This is a genomic window from Nocardia testacea NBRC 100365, from assembly GCF_000308775.1.
GTDB classification, from domain to species: domain Bacteria; phylum Actinomycetota; class Actinomycetes; order Mycobacteriales; family Mycobacteriaceae; genus Nocardia; species Nocardia testacea.
Genome location: NZ_BAGJ01000103.1, coordinates 81,443 through 102,035, shown reverse-complemented (window position 1 = coordinate 102,035; position 20,593 = coordinate 81,443). Strand labels below are relative to the sequence as shown.

Sequence of the window (20,593 nt, the reverse complement as noted above, 5' to 3'; positions counted from 1 at the left end):
GGGTGGCCGATCATTCCGAGTTCCTGTCCGACCGCTGGGCCCGGATCATCGCCACCGCCGCGGCCACCCGGCGCTTCAGCGACCTGGACGGTCCCGGCACCGCACTGGCCGAAGGACGGCGGCTGCGCGAGTTGCACTGGACCATCAGCGGAGTGGTCGACCGCGACCGCAGATATCACGCGTTGAACGCCGACGCGTACCTATGGGTCGCGGCCACCGGCTACTGGGCGGGATCGGCCGTGCGGCGGCGGCACGGACAGGAACTGGACCGAGTCCTGCCGCCGGCCGTCAGGTATCCGTTGCGCAGCCGTTCGACGCCGGCGGCGGGCTGCCCGCACGCCGGTGATCGGCCCCGGGTGGAGCGGGCCCGAGCCCATGGCCTCGCCGTGCCCGGCAGAGACGATCGGCTTGTCACAGTCGACGATGCCGTGGGCGTTGCGAAGGTTCTCTCGAGCAGGGGTGGCCTGCGCTGTGGGTTTCGGGGTCTTGCCTGTCAGCTGTGACCGGACTCCCGCGGGGCGTTGGGCGGTAACCAGATCTCCTCGGCACGTTTGCCGGCCTGTGGGGTGAAGTAGTCGCCGGTCCCGAGATCCTCCAGCAACGTCGGGTGCTTCGGTGTCCAGTCCAGAAATGCCTGGGTGTACTCGCTGGAGACGGGCACGTCGAGGGAGAAAAATGTGGCCAGGAACGGGTTGCCGAGATGGTTGCGGGCCTGTTCCAGGGTCAGCGAGGTGGTGGGGATATCGAGCATCCGCGCGATCTGCTCAGCGATGCTCTTGATCGTGACCGCGCTTTCTGCGGCGCCGTGGAGTACGGCGCCGGCGGGAGCCTTTTCCAACGCCGACCGGAAGAGGCCGGCGGCGTCGTAGCGGTGGACGGCGGGCCAGCGGTTGGCGCCATTGCCGATATAGGCCGAGACGCCTGCCCTGCGGGCGGAGGCGATGAGTGCCGGAACGAAACCGTAATCGCCGGGGCCGTGCACGGTCGGCGCGAGTCGCACGACGCTGGCCCGGACCCCGCGACGGGCGAAGCCCAGACACGCCCGCTCGCCCGGGATTCGAAAGGCGGCGACCGAATCGGGATCCGGGGCGTCGTACTCGGCACTGATCCGGCCGGGTCTCGTCACCAAGGTGCCCGAGGTGCTGACGAACGGCTTTCCGGATCCGACGAGCGCCTGGCCGAGCGCCTCGATCGCGGCACAGTCGCGGCGGATGAGGTCGTCCGGATCGGCGTAGTCGCCGCCGTACGCCATGTGCAGGACGCCGTCGGCGGCTCGAGCGCCGCGGCGCAGGCTGTCGAGGTCGTCCAGGGAGCCGTGGTGGGGTGTCGCGCCGAGCGACTCCAGCCGGGCGGCGGCGGCAGCCGAGCGGGCCAGGCCGGTAACGGTGTGACCGGCCGCGAGGAGCTCGGCGACGACGGCGGGACCGGTCCCGGATAAGCGCGAGGTGCTTTTCGACGGCGAAGCCGAGCTCCGCGCCGCGCTGATGCAAGCGATCGCCGAAGCGCCCGGGGGGCGCGAGCCGTTCGAGATCCTGCTGGGCGCTTTCCGTGAATGCGCGCGGAATCTGGAGAACAACCGCGCGTTCGCCGAACCGCGATGGAAAGTCATCGCGGCGACCCCGGCGCTGCGCGAACGCGAGTTGGCCAAGCATGCGTGGCTCACCGATGCGGTGGCAGAGGCGCTGCGGCAGCGCGGTGTCGGTGTCGGGTCGGCCGGGCTGGCCGCCCGAACCGGCTGGGCCGCCTATCAGCACGCGGTCCACGCCTGGATCGACGATCCCGCACAGAGTTTGGACGCACATCTGTCCCAAACCTTCGACGATCTACGCGCCCTTTCCGCGACCACCCCACCGCCGCAGGCAGGCTCCGCACGCTGATACTCCCGCCTGCCCCTGGACGAACTGGCCCGGATATCGCCTCGGGCCGGCCGTGCGTGAGTGCGTTGTGGGCGACCGCCCGCGAGCAAGGCGCCGTCGGAAGCCTCGGCGGGCCGCCCCGTCCGGAACTATCTCAGCGCTGCCCGGCCCGCAGGAAGCGTCCGGTGCGGGCGCTGCCCAGGGCCGGGTCGGCGGCGCCGGCACCGAATACGTACCGTCCGCCGATGTACACCGCCGTGACGGCGGCGTCGTTGCGGTTCACCATGCGTTCCAGCCCGCCGTACTGGGCCACCGGACTCTCGGCGTAGGCGTCGAGCGAATCGTCGAGGCCCGCCGGATCGATGACGACCAGATCGGCGCGATCGCCCTCACGCAGGTGTCCGGCGTCGATGTCGTACCAGTCGGCGAGTTCGCCGGTGAGCCGGTGCACCGCGCGCTCGAGCGGAATCACCGGAGTGCCCGCCTGTTCGGCCCGGTACATCCGGCGCAGGAAGCGGAGCCCGAAATTGTAGAAGGCCATGTTCCGCAGATGGGCGCCCGCGTCGGAGAAGCCCAGCTGGACTCCGGGATCGGCGGCGAAGCGATCCAGGATCTCCGGCCGATGGTTGGAAATGGTGGTGCGCCAGCGCAGTTTGGTGCCGTGTTCGAGAACCAGGTCGAGGAAGGCGTCCACCGGGTGCAGACCGCCCCGGTCCACGCCGACCTGCCCGAAGGTCTTCCCGACGACCGTCTCGTCGGGGCAGCTCACGATATCGGCATCGAAGAAATCGCGGTGCCAGACCCGCATCCCGAATTTCGCGTCGTAATCCTTGCGGAAGCGGCGGCGGTAGTTCTCGTCGGCAAGCAGCGCGTCGCGCTTCACCCGGTCGGCCAGGTGCAGGGCCGCCGCGCCGGAGCCGAACTCCTCGAAGATCACCAGATCGATACCGTCGGCATACACCTCGAACGGGACGGGCAGATGCTGCCAGCGGAAATTCGCGCCGAACGCGTTGACCAGCCGCGCCAGCGAGCCGATCAGCACCACCGCGTACGGGTTGGCCTTGATATCGGCCGCGGAGAGCAAGCTGGTCTTGAGGTTGCGGCGCCCGATCCCCAGGCTGCTGAAGATCATCGCGCCGAGACTGCGCGGCGAGGTGATGTCCGGCCCGCCCTGTAGCACCCGGCCGCGCCGGCGCAGGATCGCGTTGAGGCGGCGGCGCTCCTTCGCCCGCGCATAGGTGGACGGCAATGTGCGCGAACGGCAGGTTTCGCCGTCGACCTTGTCGAACAGCAGCTGCTGCGCCGACAGACCGAGGAATCCGGCGTCGAGCGCTTCGTGCAGCGCCGCCTCCATATCCGCCAGTTCCGCGCGGGTGGGTCGGACGTCCTTGCGGGTGGCGCGGTCCAGGCCGAGGCGTGCGGTCCGGATATCCGAATGACCGAGCATGGCCGCGATATTCGGGCCCAGCGGTAGCCGTTCGAGGGCGGCGACATACTCGCGGGCGGAGGTCCAGGTCTTGGTCTCGTCGAGGGTATCGATCACATGGCGGCGCGGAATGGCCTCCACACGACCGAAGATATCGCCCGCGCCGGTGGGGTCGATGTGCACGGTGGACAGTGAGCACGAGCCCAGCAGCACCGTGGTGATTCCGTGTCGGACCGATTCCGACAGCGCCGGAGACTTCAGGACCTCGATGTCGTAGTGGGTGTGGATATCGATCATTCCCGGCAGCACCCATCGACCCGCCGCGTCCACCACGTCCGGGCAGCCGGTCTCATCGAGTGGTTCCGCGGAAACGGTCACGACCCGGTCGCCGCGCAGTCCGAGATGGCGAATCGCGGAGGCCGCACCGGTACCGTCGAACCAGCGGCCACCTTTGATGATCGTGTCGTAGCTCACACCTCATTGCAACTGGTCGGATGACCCGGAGTCAAGAGATGTGCCGGTCGCCGGGTGGAGATGCGCCCGGCGACCGGGCGCTCAGCCGGCCGCGACCTCGGACCGGTCCTCGCTCCACAGCGTGTGGAACTTGCCCTCGGCATCGATCCGCTCGTAGGTGTGCGCGCCGAAGAAATCACGCTGGGCCTGGGTGAGGGCGGCGGGTAGCCGTTCGGCACGCAGCGCGTCGTAGTAGGACAGCGAGGAGGCGAACGCCGGCACCGGGATTCCGAGCAGCGTCGCGGTGGAGACCACCCGCCGCCAGCTGTCGATCGCCGTCTCGATCGCGTTGCGGAAATACGGTGCGAGGATCAGGCTCGGCAGGGCCGGATCGGTTTCGTAGGCCTCCTTGATGCGGTTCAGGAAGCGGGCCCGGATGATGCAGCCGCCGCGCCAGATGGTGGCCAGATCGCCGGGCGTGAGATTCCAGCCGTATTCGGCGCTGCCGGCCGCGATCTGGTCGAAGCCCTGGGCGTAGGCCACCACCTTGGACGCGTACAGGGCCTGCCGGATGTCCTCGGTGAACTGCGCGATATCGGAGGGTTTGGCGGCGAGTTCGCCGGCGGCGAGGCCCACGGCCGCGGCGCGCTGCCCCCGCGCCCCCGACAGCGCCCGGGCGAATACGGCCTCGGCGATACCGGTCACCGGAACGCCCAGGTCGAGCGCGGATTTCACGGTCCAGCGACCGGTGCCCTTCTGCTCGGCCGCGTCCACGATCACATCGACCAACGGCTTGCCGGTTTTCGCGTCGACCTGGTTCAGTACTTCGGCGGTGATCTCCACCAGGTAGCTCTCCAGATCACCGGAGTTCCACTGGGTGAAGATATCGGCGATCTGCTTCGGATCCAGGTCCAGCGCGGCGCGGAACAGGTGGTACGCCTCGCCGATGAGCTGCATATCGGCGTATTCGATGCCGTTGTGCACCATCTTCACGAAATGGCCGGACCCGTCCGGGCCGATATGGGTGCAGCACGGGGTGCCGTCGACCTGGGCGGCGATGGACTCCAGCAGCGGTCCCAGCGATTCGTAGGACTCGGCGGGCCCGCCCGGCATGATCGACGGACCGTTGAGGGCCCCCTCCTCGCCGCCGGAGATCCCGGCGCCGACGAAATTGAGGCCGCGGGCCCGCAGCGCGGCCTCGCGCCGGATGGTGTCGGTGTAGAGGGCGTTGCCGCCGTCGATGATGATGTCGCCGGTTTCCATGGCGTCGGCCAGCTCTTCGATCACCGCGTCGGTGGCGTCGCCGGCCTTCACCATGATGAGCACCCGGCGCGGCTTCTCCAGCGCGGCGACGAACTCGGCGATGGTCTCGGTGCGGACGAAATCACCGTCGTCGCCGTGCGCAGCGAGCAGCGCGTCGGTTTTGGCGACGCTGCGATTGTGCAGTGCCACGGTGTAGCCGTGCTTGGCGAAGTTGCGGGCGATATTGCTGCCCATCACCGCCAGGCCGGTGACCCCGATCTGTGCACGCGCTGCGGAGGAAGCCATGAACCAGCTCTTTCGTTCGACTGTTCCAACATTTCGGCGGGTCCACCGGGGCGGCGATGATCGTGGAGACCGGCCGCGCGCCCGGCGTGTGCCCTGTCTTCTTTCTACCGGGTGGCCCGGCCGGGCCGTGCGCAGACCCGCCGACAACCGCTCCGCACGGCCGGGCCGGGCCGGGTGACGGTGGGATCGCCGTGCCGGGGCATCCTGCCCGCACGGCCGGGCGCGCTCGCACCGGACTGCTCCGGAGGTACCCGGACCGAGCAGCGGCTTTTCGCGAGCGACCGCGAGAAATGCTGGCGCACAACGGAAACATCGAAGTCCGGCGGCGATCCGGTGCGCGAATGGGTACACCGGAGGGGTGCGGTACAAATTCTTGCTCACGATGTCGACCGCGGTACTGACTGTCGCGGCGTCCCTGTTCACCCTTCAGCACGCCGCGGCCGCTCCGGGGCCGCGGGTCGATGCGGAGAAACCGATCGACGGTCGCGCGATCCTGCTCGACGTGTACTCACCCGCCATGGACACCGTGGTGACCAACCGGGTCATTCCCGCGCCGGGTGGGGGGCCGGCACCCACGGTGTACCTGCTGACCGGTATCGGCGGCGGTAGCGACGGGATCTCCTGGTGGGACGATACCGATGTCCGGCAGTTCTTCGGGGACAAGAACGTGAACGTGGTGATGCCGATCGGCGGCGCCCACTCGATGTACACCGACTGGCACACCGACGATCCCGTGGTCGGCCGCGCTCGCTGGCAGACCTACCTCACCCGCGAGCTGCCTTCGGTCGTGGACGCCCGGTTCGGCACCACCGGTCGCAATGCGATCGCCGGGGTATCGATGAGCGGCGGGTCGGCCGTGGACCTCGCCATCCAGGCGCCGGATCGCTACGAGGCGGTCGCCTCCTACAGCGGATGCCCGTGGTCCACCGACGCCGCGGGCATCGCGATGGTGAGTGCGCAGGTGGTGCGGGGCGGCGCCAACCCGGGCAATATGTGGGGTGCGCCCGGGTCCGCGGGCTGGCAGGCCCACGACGCGTTCGCGCACGCCGCCCGGCTGGCCGGAAAGACCATCTATCTGTCCGCCGCGTCGGGGATGCCCGGCGCGATCGACCGGGGCTGGGGATTCCCGCCGGTCGAAGCCGTTGCCGCCGCCTGCACGTCGGCCTTCGCCGACCGCCTGGGCGAACTCGGGATCGGCGCGGTGCATATCGACCGTCCGGCCGGCGCGCACACCTGGGGTCAGTTCGAATACGACCTGCACGATTCGTGGCCGCATCTGGCGCGGGCCATCGGCGTCTGACCGCCGCCCATCCGCACATCACGCGGCGTTTCCGGCCGGTCGGCGGGCGGGGTGGCGACCCGGGCGGTCGCGACTCCGCTGCTCCGGCCGGCCACACGATGGGCCGGACCGGGCGGCTCCCGGCAACAGAGCGGCGGTGAGCAGCCCGAAGACGAGCCGGGGCTTGTCCTGCACACCGCGGCCCGGGAGCCGAGTGGGACGGTCACCGCGAACTCATCGCCCCGGCGGGACAGCTGACGGACGTTTTCGCCCATGCTCCCGAGCGGGCGGGATGACCGGAGACGTGGACGCCGGTCCATTCGCCCGATTTCCCGGGCCGGACGGCATGCCGACGTGATCGGTCGCGCGTCCAGGTGGAAGACTGACCGGGCACCGCCCGAGGCGTACAGCACGGTGGGTGATCCGGCGAGAGGAGCATCATGCGGAAATGCGGTACGGCGGCGGTCACCGCGATGCTCGCGGCGGCGATCTCGGGACTGCCGGGTGGGCACGCGGTCGCGGCACCTGCCGCCGGCGTCGTGGAATCCGTCGAACCCCTGGCCGCCCCCGCCGTACTGCCCGGTTCGGTGGGCTCCCAGCGCATGTTCTATACGACCACCACGGTCGGTGGCGCGCCGACCGTGGCCAGCGCCGCCGTGTACTTCCCGGCCGGGGCGCCGCCGGCCGGCGGCTGGCCGGTCATCGCCTGGGCGCACGGCACAGTCGGGCTCGGTGATTCGTGCGCGTACAGTGTGGCCGGCCCGGGTGCGGTGGAACGGGACTGGGCCTACCTGGGCCGATGGCTGGAGCAGGGCTATGCCATCATCGCCGCCGACTACGCCGGGCTGGGCACTGCCGGGGAGCATCCGTATCTGAACGGGATGGTGGAAGCCCGCAATGTCGTCGACGCGGTGCGGGCCGCGGCGGGGCACTATTCCGCCGTTTCCGGCAAGTGGGTGGTGGTCGGGCAGTCGCAGGGTGGGGGAGCGGCGGTCACCACCGCCCGGTACGCCACCGAATTCGGCGGCCCGGAACTGGACTACCGCGGTGCGGTGGCCACCGGCGTTCCCGCCTATATCGAGAACATCCTCGCGCTCATGGGTCCGGGCGTACCGCCGGTGAAACTGGGCGCGCACACCACCGGCTATGCGCTGTATCTGCTCAACGGCCTGCGCACCACCTATCCCGAGTTGGACATCGACTCCTTCCTCACCGATTCCGGCCGGTACTGGCTGGAACGCGCTCGCACCGAATGCCTGTCTCCCTTCGGAGAGGAATTGATGGCCCACGGTGTGGTGATCGGCGATCTGTTCACCCGGCCGCTGGCCGATATTCCGGACCTGCGCGGGCTGCTCACCCGTTACCTCGGCCTGCCCGAATCCGGCTACGACAAACCGCTCTTCCTCGGCCAGGGGCTGCTCGACACCGATGTGATCACCCCCGAGACACTGCGGTTCGCGGCGGTGCTCGCGGCGAACCGGCAGCCGGTGACGCTGAAGGTGTACCCCACCGATCACGATGGCGCCGTGAACGATTCGCTACCCGATTCGGTGCCGTTCGTCCGGGGCCTCTTCGCCTGAGTATCCGGGCCCCGTCCGAGCCCCGGGGCGACCCGCCGGTGAATCCGTCCGGCGGACATGGCCTTGCCCCCGTTTGACTTCGTCGTCGCCGGGAATAGCGGGAGCATAGTGTTCCTCGACCCTTGGGAATTGCCATGATCATTGTTCTCGGGCTCGTGATCGCCGTCGCGGCGGTTGCCGCCGGTGTCGCCGGCGTCGCGGCCAATACCAGTGATGTCAATCGTCTGACCAGCGACTTCTCGGTCTTCGATTACCACTTTGCCGGTACCACCGGTGAACTGTTCCTCATCGGCATCATCGTCGGTGTGGTCGGGGGCCTGGGGGTTGGCCTCGTCTCCGCCGGGGCGTGGCGGTCCACTCGCCGCGGCATGGCGACCCGCCGTGAGCTGCGGCAGTCGCGTAAGGAGATCGCCGCCGCCCAGCGGGATCTCGCCAGAACCAACGAGCCGGCGAAGAAGCCCGCGCCCGCTGCCGCGGCCCCGGCCTGGTCGATGAGCAAGTTGCTGCGCAAGCCGGACAAGAGCGCGGCGACCGCCAAGTGATCCCCGTCCCTCGCCCGGACATCGAATATCGAATCAGAAAGTCAGTGTCATGATCGTTCTCGGACTCGTTCTGCTCATCGTCGGTTACCTGCTCGGTATCGGCGTGCTCACCACCATCGGCCTCGTTCTGCTCGTGGTCGGCGCGGTACTGGCCATCGCCGGATCGGTGGGCCGGCCCGTCGGTGGCCGGCGGCACTATTACTGACCCCGTCCACTGTCGACCTCGCCAGACGGCCGCGGCGGTGCGGAGGATCCACACGGATCACCCGCACCGCCGCGGCCGTTCGTCTCGTCGGCCACGTTCGATGTGGGTGCGGCAGCCGGCATCCCGTACCCGGTATCGCCGGGTGCGGGACGACTCCGTTCGGTTCAGCGAACCGGGGGGCCTTCCTGCTGCCGGGGGCTCGCCGCGGCTCGGGCGCCGGGGCCGTGGGGGTTGGTCAGCGCCATGCTGACCCCGATGAGCAGCACGACGGTGACCACGCTGATGGCGCCGAGCAGCGGGCCCAGGATGTCCAGTGGCTCGGCGCCGTCGGGCGCCGCGGCGCCGGGCACCGCGTGCGCGTGCATGGCCGACATCCCGGTGTAGTGCATCGTCGCCACCGCCGCGGCCATGACGAGCGCCGCGCCCAGCGTCGACGGTATTCCCCACGAGCGCATACCGAACCATAGGGTCGCGGTGGCCGCGACCGTGGCGATGACCAGAGAGAGCGCCACGCGGGCAGGGTCGTATTCGATATGCGCGTCGGTGCGCATCGCGTACATGCCGGTGTAGTGCATGGCCGCGATGCCGAGTCCGGTGATGACACCGCCGGTCAGCAGCGCCGGGAGACCCGAGCCCGGTGTGGTCACCAGGTACAGGCCGGCGGCGACCACGCCGATCGAGGTCGCCGCGCTGAGCAGGGTGAGGGGGACGTCGAATCGTATCTGTGCCCCGTCGATTGAAAAGCCCAGCATTGCCACGAAATGCATGACCCATATACCGGTTCCGCCGATGGTGATCGAGGCGAGGGTGAGCCAGAGCAGCCGGCGTCGTCCGTGGCGGGCCTGTCTGGTGCACTGCAATCCGATGGCGCAGCCGGTGGCCGAGAGGAAATACGCGAGGGCGGGCGTCAGCCAGCCGAACGCGAAGTGTTCGAGGTGAAGCATGTCCATCCAACGTTCCGCCGGGTAAGCCCGGAATTCTGTGTAGGGCTGAACAGTACGATGCCCACCGCGACGGCGTGTGCTGATCATTTGCCTGAAAGCCTGTGGTATCAATCACATTCGGCTTCGGTGACGGGTGGTTCCGCAACATTGCATTGTCTACCTTGCGGATGCCCGGCCGGGTGTGATCGATGGCCGGGTGTGCCTCCGGGGGCCGAAAGGCCGATGCCGCCGCGCAGTTGGAGGTGTCCACCGCGAATCCGAACGAAACGCAATTTCCGGAAATCATGTGATTCGAATTCCGCACGTGCGTGACTACGCCTTCTCGACCGCGGATAACTGATCTATAACTGACATATAACTTCTCGGCGGCACTTCTCTGATCGGTGAAACGTTTTCTCCCGCGGCCGACCATGCTCGCGGCCGGATCGGGAGTGTGACCCGACCGAGCGGGGCAGCGTGGCAACGGCCGATTCGCGACGCACTCGCCTTCCCCGTCGTGCGGCCCCTCGATGGCCGGCGGATCCGGCCGCCGGACGCGGCGACCGGACCTCTCACGGCGCAGCCGTCACCGCCGGGGTGGGCCCGCGCATTTCATCAGTTCCGACGCGGAGGTGACGCGGGAGTCGAACACCGTCCACAGCGACCCGTCGGTGAGCCGCCGCAGAACGAACCGGTACTTGCCGTAGCACGCCCGCGAGGCCGTCGTCAGACGCGTCTTCCCCACCACCCGGTAGGGATATCCGTCGATGTGCACTGTCGGGTTCATGATCTGTTCTCCCCTTTCGCCGTTGTCGGTCATCGGCGGCCACTGTGGCAGGGGAGTGCTGAAGGCACCCTGAAGTGGACTGAAGACCGCTTCAGGAAGCGGGAAGGGGCCGGTCGGCGCGGCTGCCGAGGTCAGCGGTGCGCCGCCAGCCAATCGCGATAGTGCGTGGGAGCAAGGTATGCGTCGGGCCCGGCGAGGAGTTCGTCGCCGGTCACCGCGGCGAACATGCCGGCCGTATCGTCGGTGACGACGATGCGGTCGTCGTGCCGGGCGAGCAGGGTCATCCGGCCGATCTCGTCGAGCGGCAGCACATCGGGCCCGGCAACATTGCGGATACCCTGCAGCGGGGCACCCAGTGCGACGCCGACCACCGCGTCGACGACGTCGGCGGCCGCCATCGGCTGCAGCCGGGTCGCGGGTAGCCGGACGACGGTGTCGTCGGCGGACCAGGACATCACCGCGTCCATGAACTCGAAGAACTGGGTGGCGCGCACGATCGAATACGGTGTGGGGCCCTGCCGGAGCAATTCCTCCTGCAGGGTCTTGGCTCGGTAGTAGTCCAGTTGCGGCAGCCGGTCCACGCCGACGATCGACAGCACCACCTGGTGTTTCACTCCGGCACGGTCGCCGGCGGCGAGCAGGTTGTCCATCGCGGTGCGGAAGAAGGCCGACGCGGCGTCGTCGAAGGTCGGGGAGTTGGCCAGGCCGACCACCACGTCGGCATCCGCCACCGCCCGGTCGAGGCCCGCGCCGGTGACCAGATCCACACCGGTGGACGGCGCCGCGGGTACGGTTTCGTGACCGGCCGCCCGGAGCTTGCGGACCACCTGCGAGCCGATCCGGCCGGTACCGCCGATGACTGTCAGCTTCATGTTGCTCACCTTTCACCGCCTGCCAGCGGGCAGGTCAGGGTTCAGAGAGGTCGATGTGCACTGAAACTTCGAGAGGCACTCCACTGCGGCGGTCCGCGGCCGGCCGGGTAACGGTCGGCCGCACGACCGGGCGATCACTGTGCTGCCGTTCCAGGATCGCATCAGCGATCCCGGCAGCCTTCGCCCGGCCGCCGGAATAGATGAATTCGAGACCTGCCCGCCCGGATCAGGTGGTGAGCCGCGCGTCCGGCATCGGCCGGGTGATCGACAGATCCCGATGCGCTATCCCCGGACCGTGCTCATGCACCGGGCGCAGCGCCTCGATGATGTTGACGCAGGTCAGGTGGTCGGCCGGGTGCAGTCCGTCGGTGAAGCGGAAGCGCACATTGGCGGTGCCCCGCGCCGTATCGGTGGTGGTGATCAGCTGGTACCGCAGCGGCGCTCGATCCTCCGTGGTGGTCGTCCAGATGGAGCGATAACTCAATCCGGGTCCCAGCTCGCGGTCGACGACGACCTTCTGGACGGCGCCGGACGCATCGTTCATCACCTCGACGGTGCTGCTCGGGGACGCGGTCGTGCCGGCGGCACTGTGGAACACCGCGTCGTCGAGGACGCGCAGTCCCGCGGCGTAGTAGCCGTCGACCGCGGCGGCACCGGCGACGGCGGTTTCGGACCCGGTGGTCCCGATGCCGATATCGTGCCGGCTACCCCACGGGTATACCCCGGTCTCGGGGAAATCGAGCTCCTCGATCAGCTCCACTCGCCGGATCCCCCGGGTCACCTCGGTCAGCGATCGGATGAGCCGGGCGGGGATGGTGGCCTGGAAGGCCCCGGTGGCGTGGAAGGTGGACTGCCCGGTGCGGCAGGCGTCCAGCAGTGCGGCGGGCGCGACGTGGCCGTCCAGCGGTGCCGTGGATATCACGTCGTAGCCATCGCTCAGGAGCTCCGGTAGCACACGGCTCGGTATGTCCGCGGCGATCTCGGCGAACGTCGGTACGTAGACGACGCAGGCCGTGCCCTCCGGGGGCGACTGCGCGGTCTCACTTCGCGCGGATACCTCGAGGTGCGGCCGCGCACGGATCCGGTCGGCGATCCGGTCGGCGAAGGGGCCCGCACCGAGCACCGCGACCGCGAGCGTGGGTGAACTCATGACGACTCCAGAAGGTAGTGAGGACGCAGGTCCGGTATGACCACACCGGGCGGTGCGGCACACAACTCGGAAACCACGCCCAGCATTGCGGCGACCGAGATTTCGGTAACAGCGGACCAATCTCCGCTATAGGCCTCGCCGTCCATTTCGTTACGCATTTCGATGACACCCGGGTTGCCGGCCGGGCCGCGCGGTCAGAGCGGGCCGGCGGTGGTCCGGGTTCCGGCGCGGAAGGCCGCGAAGGAAGCGTCGAGTTCGCCGGTGGCGCTGCACATCACCTGGGTGCGGTTCTCCAGGTCGAGTGCATGACGCAGACTGGGCGCGTCCACGGTCTGCCACATCGTCTCTTTCGTCATCCATACCGCGAGTGGGGAATTACGGGCGATCTCCTCCGCCTTGGCGACGGCGCGCGCGAGCAGTTCACCGGAATCGACGACCTCGAGCACCAATCCGATCCGCTCGGCCTCCTCGGCGCCGAAAACACGACCGGTGAGCAGCAGTTCGGCCGAGCGCGCGGCGCCGACGAGCCGGGGCAGATGGTAGCTGGTGCCCATATCGCACGCCGAGATCCCGTGCCGGATGAACACCGCGCCGAAGCCGGCGCCGCGGGCGGCATAGCGGATATCGCAGGCCAGCGCCAGCGCGAAACCGCCACCGACAGCCGCCCCGTCGACGGCGGCGATCACCGGCTGGCGCAGCCGGTGGATCTTCTCGAATGCCGAAGCCATCAGCTCCTGCGCGGCGTAGATCCGGGCAACCGGGGAGTGGACCGCGCCCAGCAGCGCCGCGGTCGGCGTGGCATCGGCGGTGGTGAAATCCTCCGGCTGCGCCTTCAGGTCGGCACCGGCGCAGAACGCGCCCCCGGCGCCGGTGACGACGAGTGCCCGGACCTCCGGGTCGCCGTTGATCTCGTCGAGCACGGTGTGCAGTTCGGCGACCGTCTGATTGTCGAGCGCATTGCGCCGGTGCGGACGGTCGATCGTCAGCACGACGACCCCGGAGGGCAGGTATTCGGTGGACAGCGCGGACACGGGTACTCCTTCGGTGCGAAGTTCAGCGGGCGACGGTACCGCCGTCGATCAGGAACGTCTGGCCGGTGACGAAACTGCCGGCGTCCGAACACAGCAGTAGCGCGGTGCCGACCATCTCGTCGGGTTCGGCGATCCGGCCCAGTAGCGCGGCTCCGGCCATGGCCGCGACGAATTCCGGCGGATTCTTGCGGACCATATCGGTATCGACGGCTCCAGGGGCCATGGCGTTCACCCGGATGCCGTCGGAGGCGAATTCGGCGGCCATCGAGCGGGTGAACGACAGCAGGGCCGCCTTGCCGGCGGCGTACATCGACAGCGCGGGCGCGAACTGCAGGGCCGCGACCGAACCGAGATTCAATACCGCCGCGTGTTCGCTGGCCCGTAGATACGGCAGGGCCGCCTGGACCAGGAACAGCGGTCCCTGGACATTGACGCCGAAGGACTTCTCGACCGCCGCGGGTTCCATGGTCGCCAACGGCTGGGCGAGGGCGTTGGCCGCGTTGTTGACGACGATATCGATACCACCGAAGGTGTCGGCAGCGGTCTGCACCAGCGCGCGCACTGCTTCGATGTCACCCAGGTGGGTCGGGACACCGATCGCGTCCGCGCCGAGTTCCCGCAGCCGGGCCGCTGCCCGCTCGCACGCGTCCGGTTTACGGCCGGCGACCACGAGGCGGGCGCCCGCGCAGGCGAATCCTTCGGCGATGGCGAGCCCGATGCCCCGGGTGCCCCCGGTGACGATCGCGGTGCGTCCGGACAGGTCGAACAACTTCTGAAAGGAGTTGCGGTCCACTGGAATCAACCTTTCGGTCCGCGGGCCGGGACCCGCTCGGCGGCCATAGGGTGCGCTACGGTCGCAGGCATTTGTATCAGTACTGGGTTCGGTGCCGGACGCGTGGTCCCGGTGGGTGCGATCGTGGATGTACCAGGGTCTGGGCCGGAGCCCGCGGTGCCGCGTCCGGTTCACCACACGAGCCGCGCGAGATAACGCCGGGAGTACGTACGGACCGCGGCCGGGTCCGAGATGTCCAACCGGCCTTCGGGATTCAGCAGCAGCGAGAGCGCCAGCCGGATCAGCAATTCGGAGACAGCCCGCAGATCCGCCTCCGGCATAGTCACACCGCTGCGGCGCAGTGTCTTCGCGACCCTGTCGCCGGCCTCCACGATGGGCAGACCCCGTGGCCGTCCGGCGGATACCGGCAGCAGTTCCGGTTCGCTGGCCACGATGCGACGGGCCAGCGGTGATCGCTCCAGGAGATCGAAGAAGAGAGTGAAACATTCGGCCACCGCCGCACCCGGCTCGCACCCGGCGGACGCCCGGGCCAATTGCTCGAGCAGCGCATCGGTCTCGTGGCGGACCAGGAGCTCGAACAGTGCGTCCTTGGTGGTGAAGCGCCGGTAGAGCGTCCGGCGGCCGACCCCGGCGCGGAGAGCGATATCGTCCATGGTGGAGCGCCGGACGCCGTACTGCTCGAACTCCGATCGGGCGGCGGCCAGGATCCGCTGGACCTGTGGATCGGCCAGGCTCTCGGTGGCGGTGTCCAAGGTCATCGGGCCCCTCCGGGGAGACCGGATGCCGGCCGGTGCGTATCGGGCCGATGCCCCGGCCTCACCGTCGCGGCTTTCCCTTGTGGAGGCGGCGTGGATCGACTCCGGTGCGCTCCCACGCCCACGCCGCCCAGGGCGCGCACAGCACGCGTACCGGGAGCCGGTTGAAGAGCTCCGGGTCGAACGCGTGATACCGCGAGCCGTCACTGACGGTGCCTCTGATCGACCCGTGGAAATCCCGCACCCGGCGGCCCCGGTCGTGTGGGTCCTCGCTGTAGACGGTCTGCATGATGGGTGGCGCGCTGCGCCGGGCGCGGCCGAGGAAATCGCTGAAGATCACCGAGTGGTCCTCGACGCCCTGCGCGAGTTGTTCGATGCAGTTCTCGGTGCCGGCGAGCGGCTGGAAGCCGAGCAGGTCGCGGATATCGCTGTGGAACTTCCACACCAGGGAATCGGGCCCCGGGCGGAGTCGCGGTTCGGCGATCTCGTGCACGGGCATCGGCAGGCCCTCGGATTCCCGCGTCGGATTCGGTGGTCACCGGGCGCCTCCGTGGCGCTTCGGTCGCGGATCATTGGCACAGAGCCGTGACTTTGTGCCATCACCGTAGAAGGCCGGCCCGCCCGGCAGAACGGGCGAGATACCCGCGAGGCGGTGTGCGGGCCGGACGACTACGCGGTTTCCGCGCGCGAACCCAGCCGGGGAAAGGGTTCGGTGGAGAACACGACCTCCACGGCCACCTCGAAATACGCCGCGATTCGAAGCGCCAGATGCAGGCTGGGGCTGTATTCGCCGCGTTCGAGGTAACCCACGGTCTGGTAGTGCACCCCGAGCGCCTCGGCGAGCTCGCGCCGCGAGATACCGCGTTCGGCGCGCAGCATCGCGATGCGGTTGTAGATGGCCTCAGAAGGCACGCTGCATCGCCTTCTCCCGACGTGCCGCCATACTCGATCCGGACTCGTGCCGTGCCATGCGCCGCAACACTACCGGCGCCACGAGCAGCCCCACGATCGCCCAGCCGCCCAGCACCGCGGCGGTCTCGAGATGACGCCAGGAACCGTCGATCTCGACCTCGGCCGCCGTGGGTGGCAGCAGCGCCGAGCGCATACCGAGCCCCGCCCAGTACATCGGGAAAACCTGGCCCACACCCTGTAGCCAGCCCGGCAGGGCGGTGATGGGGTAGAAGATCCCCGAGACGGCGATGAGTCCCATCAACGGCATGGTGAGCAGGAAGGAGGCCCGGGCGCCGTCGAGTAGCCCGCCCAGTACCGCGCCGACCGGCAGCGCCGCGAGCAGGCCGAGCAGCACGACCCAGCCGAAAGTGGCCCGGGCGGCAGTACTGTCGAGGGACGAACCGCCGATGATCGCCATGCCGGCCGCCAGGACGACGAGTACCTGCACCAGCACGGCCGCGGCGGCCGCGGTCACCTTGCCGATGAAATAGCCGATCATGCCGTGCGGCACGGTCCGGGCCCGTAGCAGGGTGCCGTCTTCGCGGTCGAGGACCAGCACGTTGGTGAGCGCGTAGAGGCCGTTGAAGGCGATGATGGTGCCGAGCAGGCCGGGCAGTGCGAGTTCGGCGACGGAGAGACCGGTACTCCCGTAATCGCGGCCGCGGAGCAGATACAGCGCGCCCAGGGCGATCGCCGGGGTCAGGAACTGCCCGATCAGATCGGGTGCGTGGGTGTACATCTGGCGGAATTCGATCCAGCCGCGGAGGAATCCGGCGCGGACGGCGCCGGCTACGGGATTCATCGGGTGACCTCCGCGAGAGTGTGGACCGCGCTCCCCGGCTCCCCGGATTCGTAGCGTTGTACCAATGCCATGTAGGTGTCCTCCAATGAGGCGCGCCGCACTTCCAGTTCACCGATGCGGTCGCCGTGCTCTTTGAACAGCTCGTGCACGAATTTCGTCGATTCGGTGGTGGTGTGGACGAAACGCTGCTCCGCCAGGGTCCAGCGGACCTCGGCGGAACCGGCGATCGACCGGGACAGTTCGTCGGCCGAACCGTCGGCGATGATGCGTCCACCCGCGAGGATCAGGATCCGGTCGGCGATCTTCTCCGCCTCGTCGAGATCGTGGGTGGTGAGCAGCACCGTGGTGTCCTCCAGGTCGGACAGGCGATGGACCAGGTCGTGGAAGTCGCGCCGGGCCGCGGGATCGAATCCGGCGGTGGGTTCGTCCATGAACAGCAATTCCGGCCGCCCGACGATACCGATCGCCACATCCAGCCGGCGCCGCTGTCCGCCGGACAGCGTGCCGATCTCGGCGCCGGCGTGATCGGTGAGCCCGACCAGCTCGATCAGTTCACCTGTATCCCAGGGCTTGCGGATCCGGTCGGTGGAGTAGGGGCGGTAGAACGCCCCCAGGTGTTCGAGCAACTCGCGGACCCGCCATTTGGCGTGGTCCCGCCACGACTGCAGGACGACACCGATACGGGCACGCCAGCGTTCGTCTCCGTGTTCGGGGTCGGCGCCCAGTACGGCGACCTCTCCGGCCGAACGGGCGCGAAAACCCTCCAGGATTTCGAGCGTGGTGGTCTTGCCGGCGCCGTTCGGTCCCAGCATGACCAGGACCTCACCGCGGTGTGCCCGGAAGGTCACCTCGTGCAGTACGTCGGTGGTGTCATAGCGCATTCGTAGTTTCTCGACGTTCAGTACCACGCCGTCGTTCGAAGTCATGAGTCCTCCCGATCATCGATCTTCGATCGTTCGTAGTATATCTACTACATTTTGTCGCGACAATGCTCTATGTAGAGGAGTGGTTCGTCTCAGTGATCGGGCTCGGCGCGGTAGGTGCCGGGCCGCCCCGACCGGAACTCAGTCCGCGCGGGAGAACACCGCGACCAAGAACTCCGAGGAGTCGGTGAAGGGCCGCAGATCCCAGGTCGACAGCAGCAGGTCGGTGGTCAGGCCCTGCGCGGCGGCGTCGGCGCGGAACTCCGCGAAGTCGTAGCCGCGTCCGGCGCCGAAACCGGTGACCACGCGACCTTGCGGCGCCAGATGCCGGGCGAAACCGGCCAGTACCGCCGACCGGGTCGACGGCGCCAGGAAGGTCATCACATTGCCCGCGCAGACGATCACATCGAAATCGGCGGCGACACCCCGGGCCGGCAGATCCAGTTCGGCGAGATCGCCGACCAGCCAGGTGGGGCCGGGGTAGTCGGCCTCGGCGGCGGCGATCAGCACCGGGTCGACATCGACGCCGACCACCGTGTGCCCGGCATTGTGCAGATGGCCACCCAGGCGGCCGGGTCCGCAGCCCGCGTCCAGTACCCGGCCGCGCCGGCCCAGCATCGCATCGATCAACCTTGCCTCGCCGAATATGTCGTGGCCTTCTGCCACGAGCGTCCGGAACCGCTGCACATACCATTCGGAATGCGCGGGGTCGGCCGCGGTGAGTTCCTCCCAGCGGCTCGGGGTGCGGTCCGACGGGGTGTGCGCGCTCATCCGGTTCCTCTCGCGTCGGCGCACCGCCCGGTGCGATGGCGCCGGCTGGAACCCTACGGGCCGTCAGCCCGCCAGCCGGTTCTCGTAGACCGTCGCCAGATCGCGCAGGGCGGCGGACCCGTCACCGGAGAAGCTGGAGCCGTGCATCACCGCCAGTGTGGTCGGGCGCAACTCGGCGAGCCGGCGCAATGTCGCGGGTACGGCCGGGCCCAGTGAGGTGGCGTGGAAGACGTCCTCGGCCACCTCGGCCGGTCCCACCAGGTCGGCGTCGGTGAGGGCCGGCCCGTTGCCGAGCTGAGTCATCAGGTCACCGCAGAACAGCACACCGGTGGCCGCCTCGTAGAGCACCCGCGCCTCCCAGTTGTGCGGTGCGTGCGGGGTGTCGAAGTGCTGGATCCGGCGGTCACCGAGATCGATGATCTCGCCGTCGGCCAGGCGCCGCGGCCGCCGGTCGGCCAGATCGTCCAGCGAGACCTGACAGCCCACGACGCCGTGGGCCACCTGGGCATGCGGCGCCGCGCCCAGGAACAGATTCATCGCCCCGCTCTCATCGGCCTCCACATGGCCGAAAGTGATCCAGCGCAGTTCCGCCACCGGCCTTATCCGCTCGATCGCCGCCGACACCGAGGGGAACAGCGCCCGCATTCCGGTGTGGAACAACAGGGGTTCCGCGGCGTCGACGAAGAACTGATTGAACGTGAAACCGGTGGGGCCCACCTCGGGGACGAAGGTGGAGAAGCGGTACACACCGTCGGCGATCTCGTCTGTTCGGATATCCATCACAGCAGTCCTGGTAGCGTCATCCCCCGCCGAGTATCGGACAGAACGCGTATTCGAGCAGCGGATCCCAGTGTAACTCCGCTGGTCGGCGCCGAACAGAGCGCTGAAATCCGGCCCTGGTGCCGGTCGGGGCGCGTGGCCTCACACCCCGAGGTGAGGCCACGCATACCGGTAACCGGACGCGGTGTCGTTACACCTCGGCGACGCAGGTGACGAGCTGGCGTTCGTCGTAGGTGTAGTAGCTGGTGGCCTCCGCCGGGCAACCGGATTCGTCGGTGGTACCGGTCAGGATCTTCAGCACGTGGACGGTATCGGGCTTACCCGGCGTGCACGGGCTGTGGGTGGGGCTGTCGGAGCCCGACGGAATCGTCATGCACTGGCCCTCGACCCAGTCGATATCGAGGCACAGGGCGCCCTGTTCCCGGCCGCCCAGGGTCACGTAGTAGGTCTGATCGACGTCGGAGGCGCAACCGTCCTGGGTGGGGGCCTTGGCGACCACCTTGTAGTTCGAATTCTCCGAACCGCACTGGGCGTGGTCGATCTCCGCGTCCATCATCGTCCCCGACAGCGTGACGCAATCGCCGATGGCCGCGTCGAAGTCGACATCGCCGCCCTCGTCGGCTCCGTTCTGTCCGGGCACTGTGGACACCGGGCTCGCCGACGAGCTCTGCCCCGAATCCTCCCCGCTGGTACACGCCGACAAGGCCAGCACCGCGCAGCCGACCACCACGAGGCCTGCCAGCAGACCGGGAATCCGGAACACGGGCGAACGTCTGGACATGAGAACTCCTTCATGAAAATACGTCAGGGTGAACAGTGTTCGGGCACAACGTGATTCGATGCGGGGTAGACGGGAATGTGGCGGCCGTGGAAACGGGGCCCTGCGGACTCCGGCCGGTGACCACCGCCGGAAACACCGGCCGCGCGGGTTGCCCGGACATCACGACCCGCCCCCGGCGACCGGTGACGGTCGCGCGGGGGCCCGATTACTTCGGTGATGAACCGCCGGATGACGGCGGTGAGTGTGATGCCCGGCCGGCGTGGCCGAACGAAGCGGTGACGAGATCCACCGTGGCGGTGCGCCGTTGTCCCGGCGGACCGGCCACGCGCGGATGCTCGCGTGAGCTTACCGGTCGACCCCCCGACCCGCGGTGATCGCGGAGACG

22 protein-coding genes and 1 pseudogene are annotated in these 20,593 nt (G+C 68.8%); 6 read left to right on the top strand and 17 right to left on the bottom strand.

The annotated features are described in order from the left end of the window. The first annotated feature begins 2 nt into the window (after window positions 1-2). Window positions 3-503 carry an oxygenase MpaB family protein gene (locus tag ON38_RS34185; protein WP_051164779.1) on the top strand — a complete coding sequence of 167 codons (501 nt, stop codon included), beginning with the start codon at window positions 3-5 and terminating at the stop codon, window positions 501-503. On the opposite strand, the gene ON38_RS15030 is transcribed toward ON38_RS34185, so the two are convergent. Further along, a complete protein-coding gene (locus ON38_RS15030) occupies window positions 494-1,486 on the bottom strand; it encodes an SDR family oxidoreductase (protein WP_051164813.1) in 993 nt (330 codons plus the stop codon). The genes ON38_RS34185 and ON38_RS15030 overlap by 10 nt on opposite strands. On the opposite strand from ON38_RS15030, the gene ON38_RS37515 reads away from it, so the two are divergent. Continuing rightward, on the top strand, window positions 1,446-1,877 hold the full coding sequence (locus tag ON38_RS37515) for an acyl-CoA-like ligand-binding transcription factor (protein ID WP_245564050.1): 432 nt from the start codon (window positions 1,446-1,448) through the stop codon (window positions 1,875-1,877). The genes ON38_RS15030 and ON38_RS37515 overlap by 41 nt on opposite strands. A gap of 133 nt (window positions 1,878-2,010) precedes the next feature. Here ON38_RS37515 and ON38_RS15020 read toward each other — a convergent pair whose 3' ends face one another. Both ON38_RS15020 and gnd read right to left on the bottom strand, forming a co-directional pair. Then, window positions 2,011-3,756, bottom strand: coding sequence for an N-acyl-D-amino-acid deacylase family protein (locus tag ON38_RS15020; protein WP_039825391.1), 1,746 nt, complete (start codon window positions 3,754-3,756; stop codon window positions 2,011-2,013). A gap of 81 nt (window positions 3,757-3,837) precedes the next feature. Continuing rightward, window positions 3,838-5,283 carry an NADP-dependent phosphogluconate dehydrogenase gene (gnd, locus tag ON38_RS15015; protein WP_039825390.1) on the bottom strand — a complete coding sequence of 482 codons (1,446 nt, stop codon included), beginning with the start codon at window positions 5,281-5,283 and terminating at the stop codon, window positions 3,838-3,840. A gap of 382 nt (window positions 5,284-5,665) precedes the next feature. On the opposite strand from gnd, the gene ON38_RS15010 reads away from it, so the two are divergent. The 4 genes from ON38_RS15010 to ON38_RS36630 all read left to right on the top strand — a co-directional run bounded on the left by ON38_RS15010 (window position 5,666) and on the right by ON38_RS36630 (window position 8,889). After that, window positions 5,666-6,583 (top strand): alpha/beta hydrolase, encoded by a 918-nt coding sequence (locus tag ON38_RS15010; RefSeq protein WP_051164811.1) that lies wholly within the window; start codon window positions 5,666-5,668, stop codon window positions 6,581-6,583. Window positions 6,584-7,002: 419 nt separating this feature from the next. Next, on the top strand, window positions 7,003-8,142 hold the full coding sequence (locus tag ON38_RS15005; RefSeq protein WP_039825388.1) for an alpha/beta hydrolase family protein: 1,140 nt from the start codon (window positions 7,003-7,005) through the stop codon (window positions 8,140-8,142). Window positions 8,143-8,297: 155 nt separating this feature from the next. Next, complete coding sequence (locus tag ON38_RS15000; RefSeq protein WP_157181787.1) at window positions 8,298-8,684, top strand: hypothetical protein; 387 nt, start codon at window positions 8,298-8,300, stop codon at window positions 8,682-8,684. Window positions 8,685-8,733: 49 nt separating this feature from the next. Beyond that, entirely contained in the window at window positions 8,734-8,889 is a 156-nt protein-coding gene (locus ON38_RS36630) for a DUF6131 family protein (RefSeq protein WP_085995414.1), read from the top strand. 164 nt (window positions 8,890-9,053) lie between these two features. On the opposite strand, the gene ON38_RS14995 is transcribed toward ON38_RS36630, so the two are convergent. From ON38_RS14995 to lppU, 14 genes and pseudogenes are all read right to left on the bottom strand, one after another. Further along, window positions 9,054-9,839 carry an MHYT domain-containing protein gene (locus ON38_RS14995; RefSeq protein WP_245564048.1) on the bottom strand — a complete coding sequence of 262 codons (786 nt, stop codon included), beginning with the start codon at window positions 9,837-9,839 and terminating at the stop codon, window positions 9,054-9,056. Between the two features lie 559 nt (window positions 9,840-10,398). Continuing rightward, the gene (locus ON38_RS14990) at window positions 10,399-10,632 is read right to left on the bottom strand and encodes a hypothetical protein (protein ID WP_157181786.1); all 234 of its coding nucleotides are present in this window, start codon (window positions 10,630-10,632) and stop codon (window positions 10,399-10,401) included. 98 nt (window positions 10,633-10,730) lie between these two features. Then, window positions 10,731-11,471 (bottom strand): SDR family oxidoreductase, encoded by a 741-nt coding sequence (locus ON38_RS14985; protein ID WP_039825455.1) that lies wholly within the window; start codon window positions 11,469-11,471, stop codon window positions 10,731-10,733. Between the two features lie 226 nt (window positions 11,472-11,697). Then, window positions 11,698-12,621 (bottom strand): hypothetical protein, encoded by a 924-nt coding sequence (locus tag ON38_RS14980; protein WP_039825385.1) that lies wholly within the window; start codon window positions 12,619-12,621, stop codon window positions 11,698-11,700. A 194-nt stretch (window positions 12,622-12,815) separates the two neighbouring features. Then, window positions 12,816-13,643, bottom strand: coding sequence for an enoyl-CoA hydratase/isomerase family protein (locus tag ON38_RS14975; RefSeq protein WP_039825454.1), 828 nt, complete (start codon window positions 13,641-13,643; stop codon window positions 12,816-12,818). Between the two features lie 31 nt (window positions 13,644-13,674). Continuing rightward, window positions 13,675-14,445: an SDR family NAD(P)-dependent oxidoreductase gene (locus ON38_RS14970; protein ID WP_039825384.1), complete on the bottom strand. Its 771-nt coding sequence runs from the start codon at window positions 14,443-14,445 to the stop codon at window positions 13,675-13,677. Between the two features lie 170 nt (window positions 14,446-14,615). Next, complete coding sequence (locus tag ON38_RS14965) at window positions 14,616-15,203, bottom strand: TetR/AcrR family transcriptional regulator (RefSeq protein ID WP_039825383.1); 588 nt, start codon at window positions 15,201-15,203, stop codon at window positions 14,616-14,618. Window positions 15,204-15,366: 163 nt separating this feature from the next. Continuing rightward, a pseudogene (locus tag ON38_RS14960) lies at window positions 15,367-15,699 on the bottom strand (oxygenase MpaB family protein); the annotation flags it as partial. Window positions 15,700-15,869: 170 nt separating this feature from the next. Further along, entirely contained in the window at window positions 15,870-16,112 is a 243-nt protein-coding gene (locus ON38_RS14955; protein ID WP_083872697.1) for a helix-turn-helix transcriptional regulator, read from the bottom strand. Further along, entirely contained in the window at window positions 16,102-16,953 is an 852-nt protein-coding gene (locus ON38_RS14950; RefSeq protein ID WP_039825382.1) for an ABC transporter permease, read from the bottom strand. Before ON38_RS14950 ends, ON38_RS14955 begins: the two co-directional genes overlap by 11 nt. Further along, window positions 16,950-17,879, bottom strand: a complete 930-nt coding sequence (locus tag ON38_RS14945) for an ABC transporter ATP-binding protein (protein WP_039825381.1) — start codon at window positions 17,877-17,879, stop codon at window positions 16,950-16,952. The genes ON38_RS14950 and ON38_RS14945 overlap by 4 nt, the downstream gene beginning before the upstream one ends. A 138-nt stretch (window positions 17,880-18,017) precedes the next feature. Continuing rightward, entirely contained in the window at window positions 18,018-18,647 is a 630-nt protein-coding gene (locus tag ON38_RS14940) for a class I SAM-dependent methyltransferase (protein ID WP_039825380.1), read from the bottom strand. A 63-nt stretch (window positions 18,648-18,710) separates the two neighbouring features. After that, the gene (locus tag ON38_RS14935; RefSeq protein ID WP_039825451.1) at window positions 18,711-19,427 is read right to left on the bottom strand and encodes an MBL fold metallo-hydrolase; all 717 of its coding nucleotides are present in this window, start codon (window positions 19,425-19,427) and stop codon (window positions 18,711-18,713) included. A 190-nt stretch (window positions 19,428-19,617) separates the two neighbouring features. Continuing rightward, complete coding sequence (lppU, locus tag ON38_RS14930; RefSeq protein ID WP_051164777.1) at window positions 19,618-20,208, bottom strand: LppU family putative lipoprotein; 591 nt, start codon at window positions 20,206-20,208, stop codon at window positions 19,618-19,620. Between the last annotated feature and the right edge of the window lie 385 nt (window positions 20,209-20,593).

Excerpts from the sequence above, each read along its gene's own strand:
- gnd (WP_039825390.1), bottom strand. The coding sequence starts at position 5,283 with ATGGCTTCCTCCGCAGCGCGTGCACAGATCGGGGTCACCGGCCTGGCG.
- ON38_RS15010 (WP_051164811.1), top strand. The coding sequence starts at position 5,666 with ATGTCGACCGCGGTACTGACTGTCGCGGCGTCCCTGTTCACCCTTCAG.
- ON38_RS15005 (WP_039825388.1), top strand. The coding sequence starts at position 7,003 with ATGCGGAAATGCGGTACGGCGGCGGTCACCGCGATGCTCGCGGCGGCG.
- ON38_RS36630 (WP_085995414.1), top strand. The coding sequence starts at position 8,734 with ATGATCGTTCTCGGACTCGTTCTGCTCATCGTCGGTTACCTGCTCGGT.
- ON38_RS14995 (WP_245564048.1), bottom strand. The coding sequence starts at position 9,839 with ATGGACATGCTTCACCTCGAACACTTCGCGTTCGGCTGGCTGACGCCC.
- ON38_RS14990 (WP_157181786.1), bottom strand. The coding sequence starts at position 10,632 with ATGACCGACAACGGCGAAAGGGGAGAACAGATCATGAACCCGACAGTG.
- ON38_RS14985 (WP_039825455.1), bottom strand. The coding sequence starts at position 11,471 with ATGAAGCTGACAGTCATCGGCGGTACCGGCCGGATCGGCTCGCAGGTG.
- ON38_RS14980 (WP_039825385.1), bottom strand. The coding sequence starts at position 12,621 with ATGAGTTCACCCACGCTCGCGGTCGCGGTGCTCGGTGCGGGCCCCTTC.
- ON38_RS14965 (WP_039825383.1), bottom strand. The coding sequence starts at position 15,203 with ATGACCTTGGACACCGCCACCGAGAGCCTGGCCGATCCACAGGTCCAG.
- ON38_RS14950 (WP_039825382.1), bottom strand. The coding sequence starts at position 16,953 with ATGAATCCCGTAGCCGGCGCCGTCCGCGCCGGATTCCTCCGCGGCTGG.
- ON38_RS14945 (WP_039825381.1), bottom strand. The coding sequence starts at position 17,879 with ATGACTTCGAACGACGGCGTGGTACTGAACGTCGAGAAACTACGAATG.
- ON38_RS14940 (WP_039825380.1), bottom strand. The coding sequence starts at position 18,647 with ATGAGCGCGCACACCCCGTCGGACCGCACCCCGAGCCGCTGGGAGGAA.
- ON38_RS14935 (WP_039825451.1), bottom strand. The coding sequence starts at position 19,427 with ATGGATATCCGAACAGACGAGATCGCCGACGGTGTGTACCGCTTCTCC.
- lppU (WP_051164777.1), bottom strand. The coding sequence starts at position 20,208 with ATGTCCAGACGTTCGCCCGTGTTCCGGATTCCCGGTCTGCTGGCAGGC.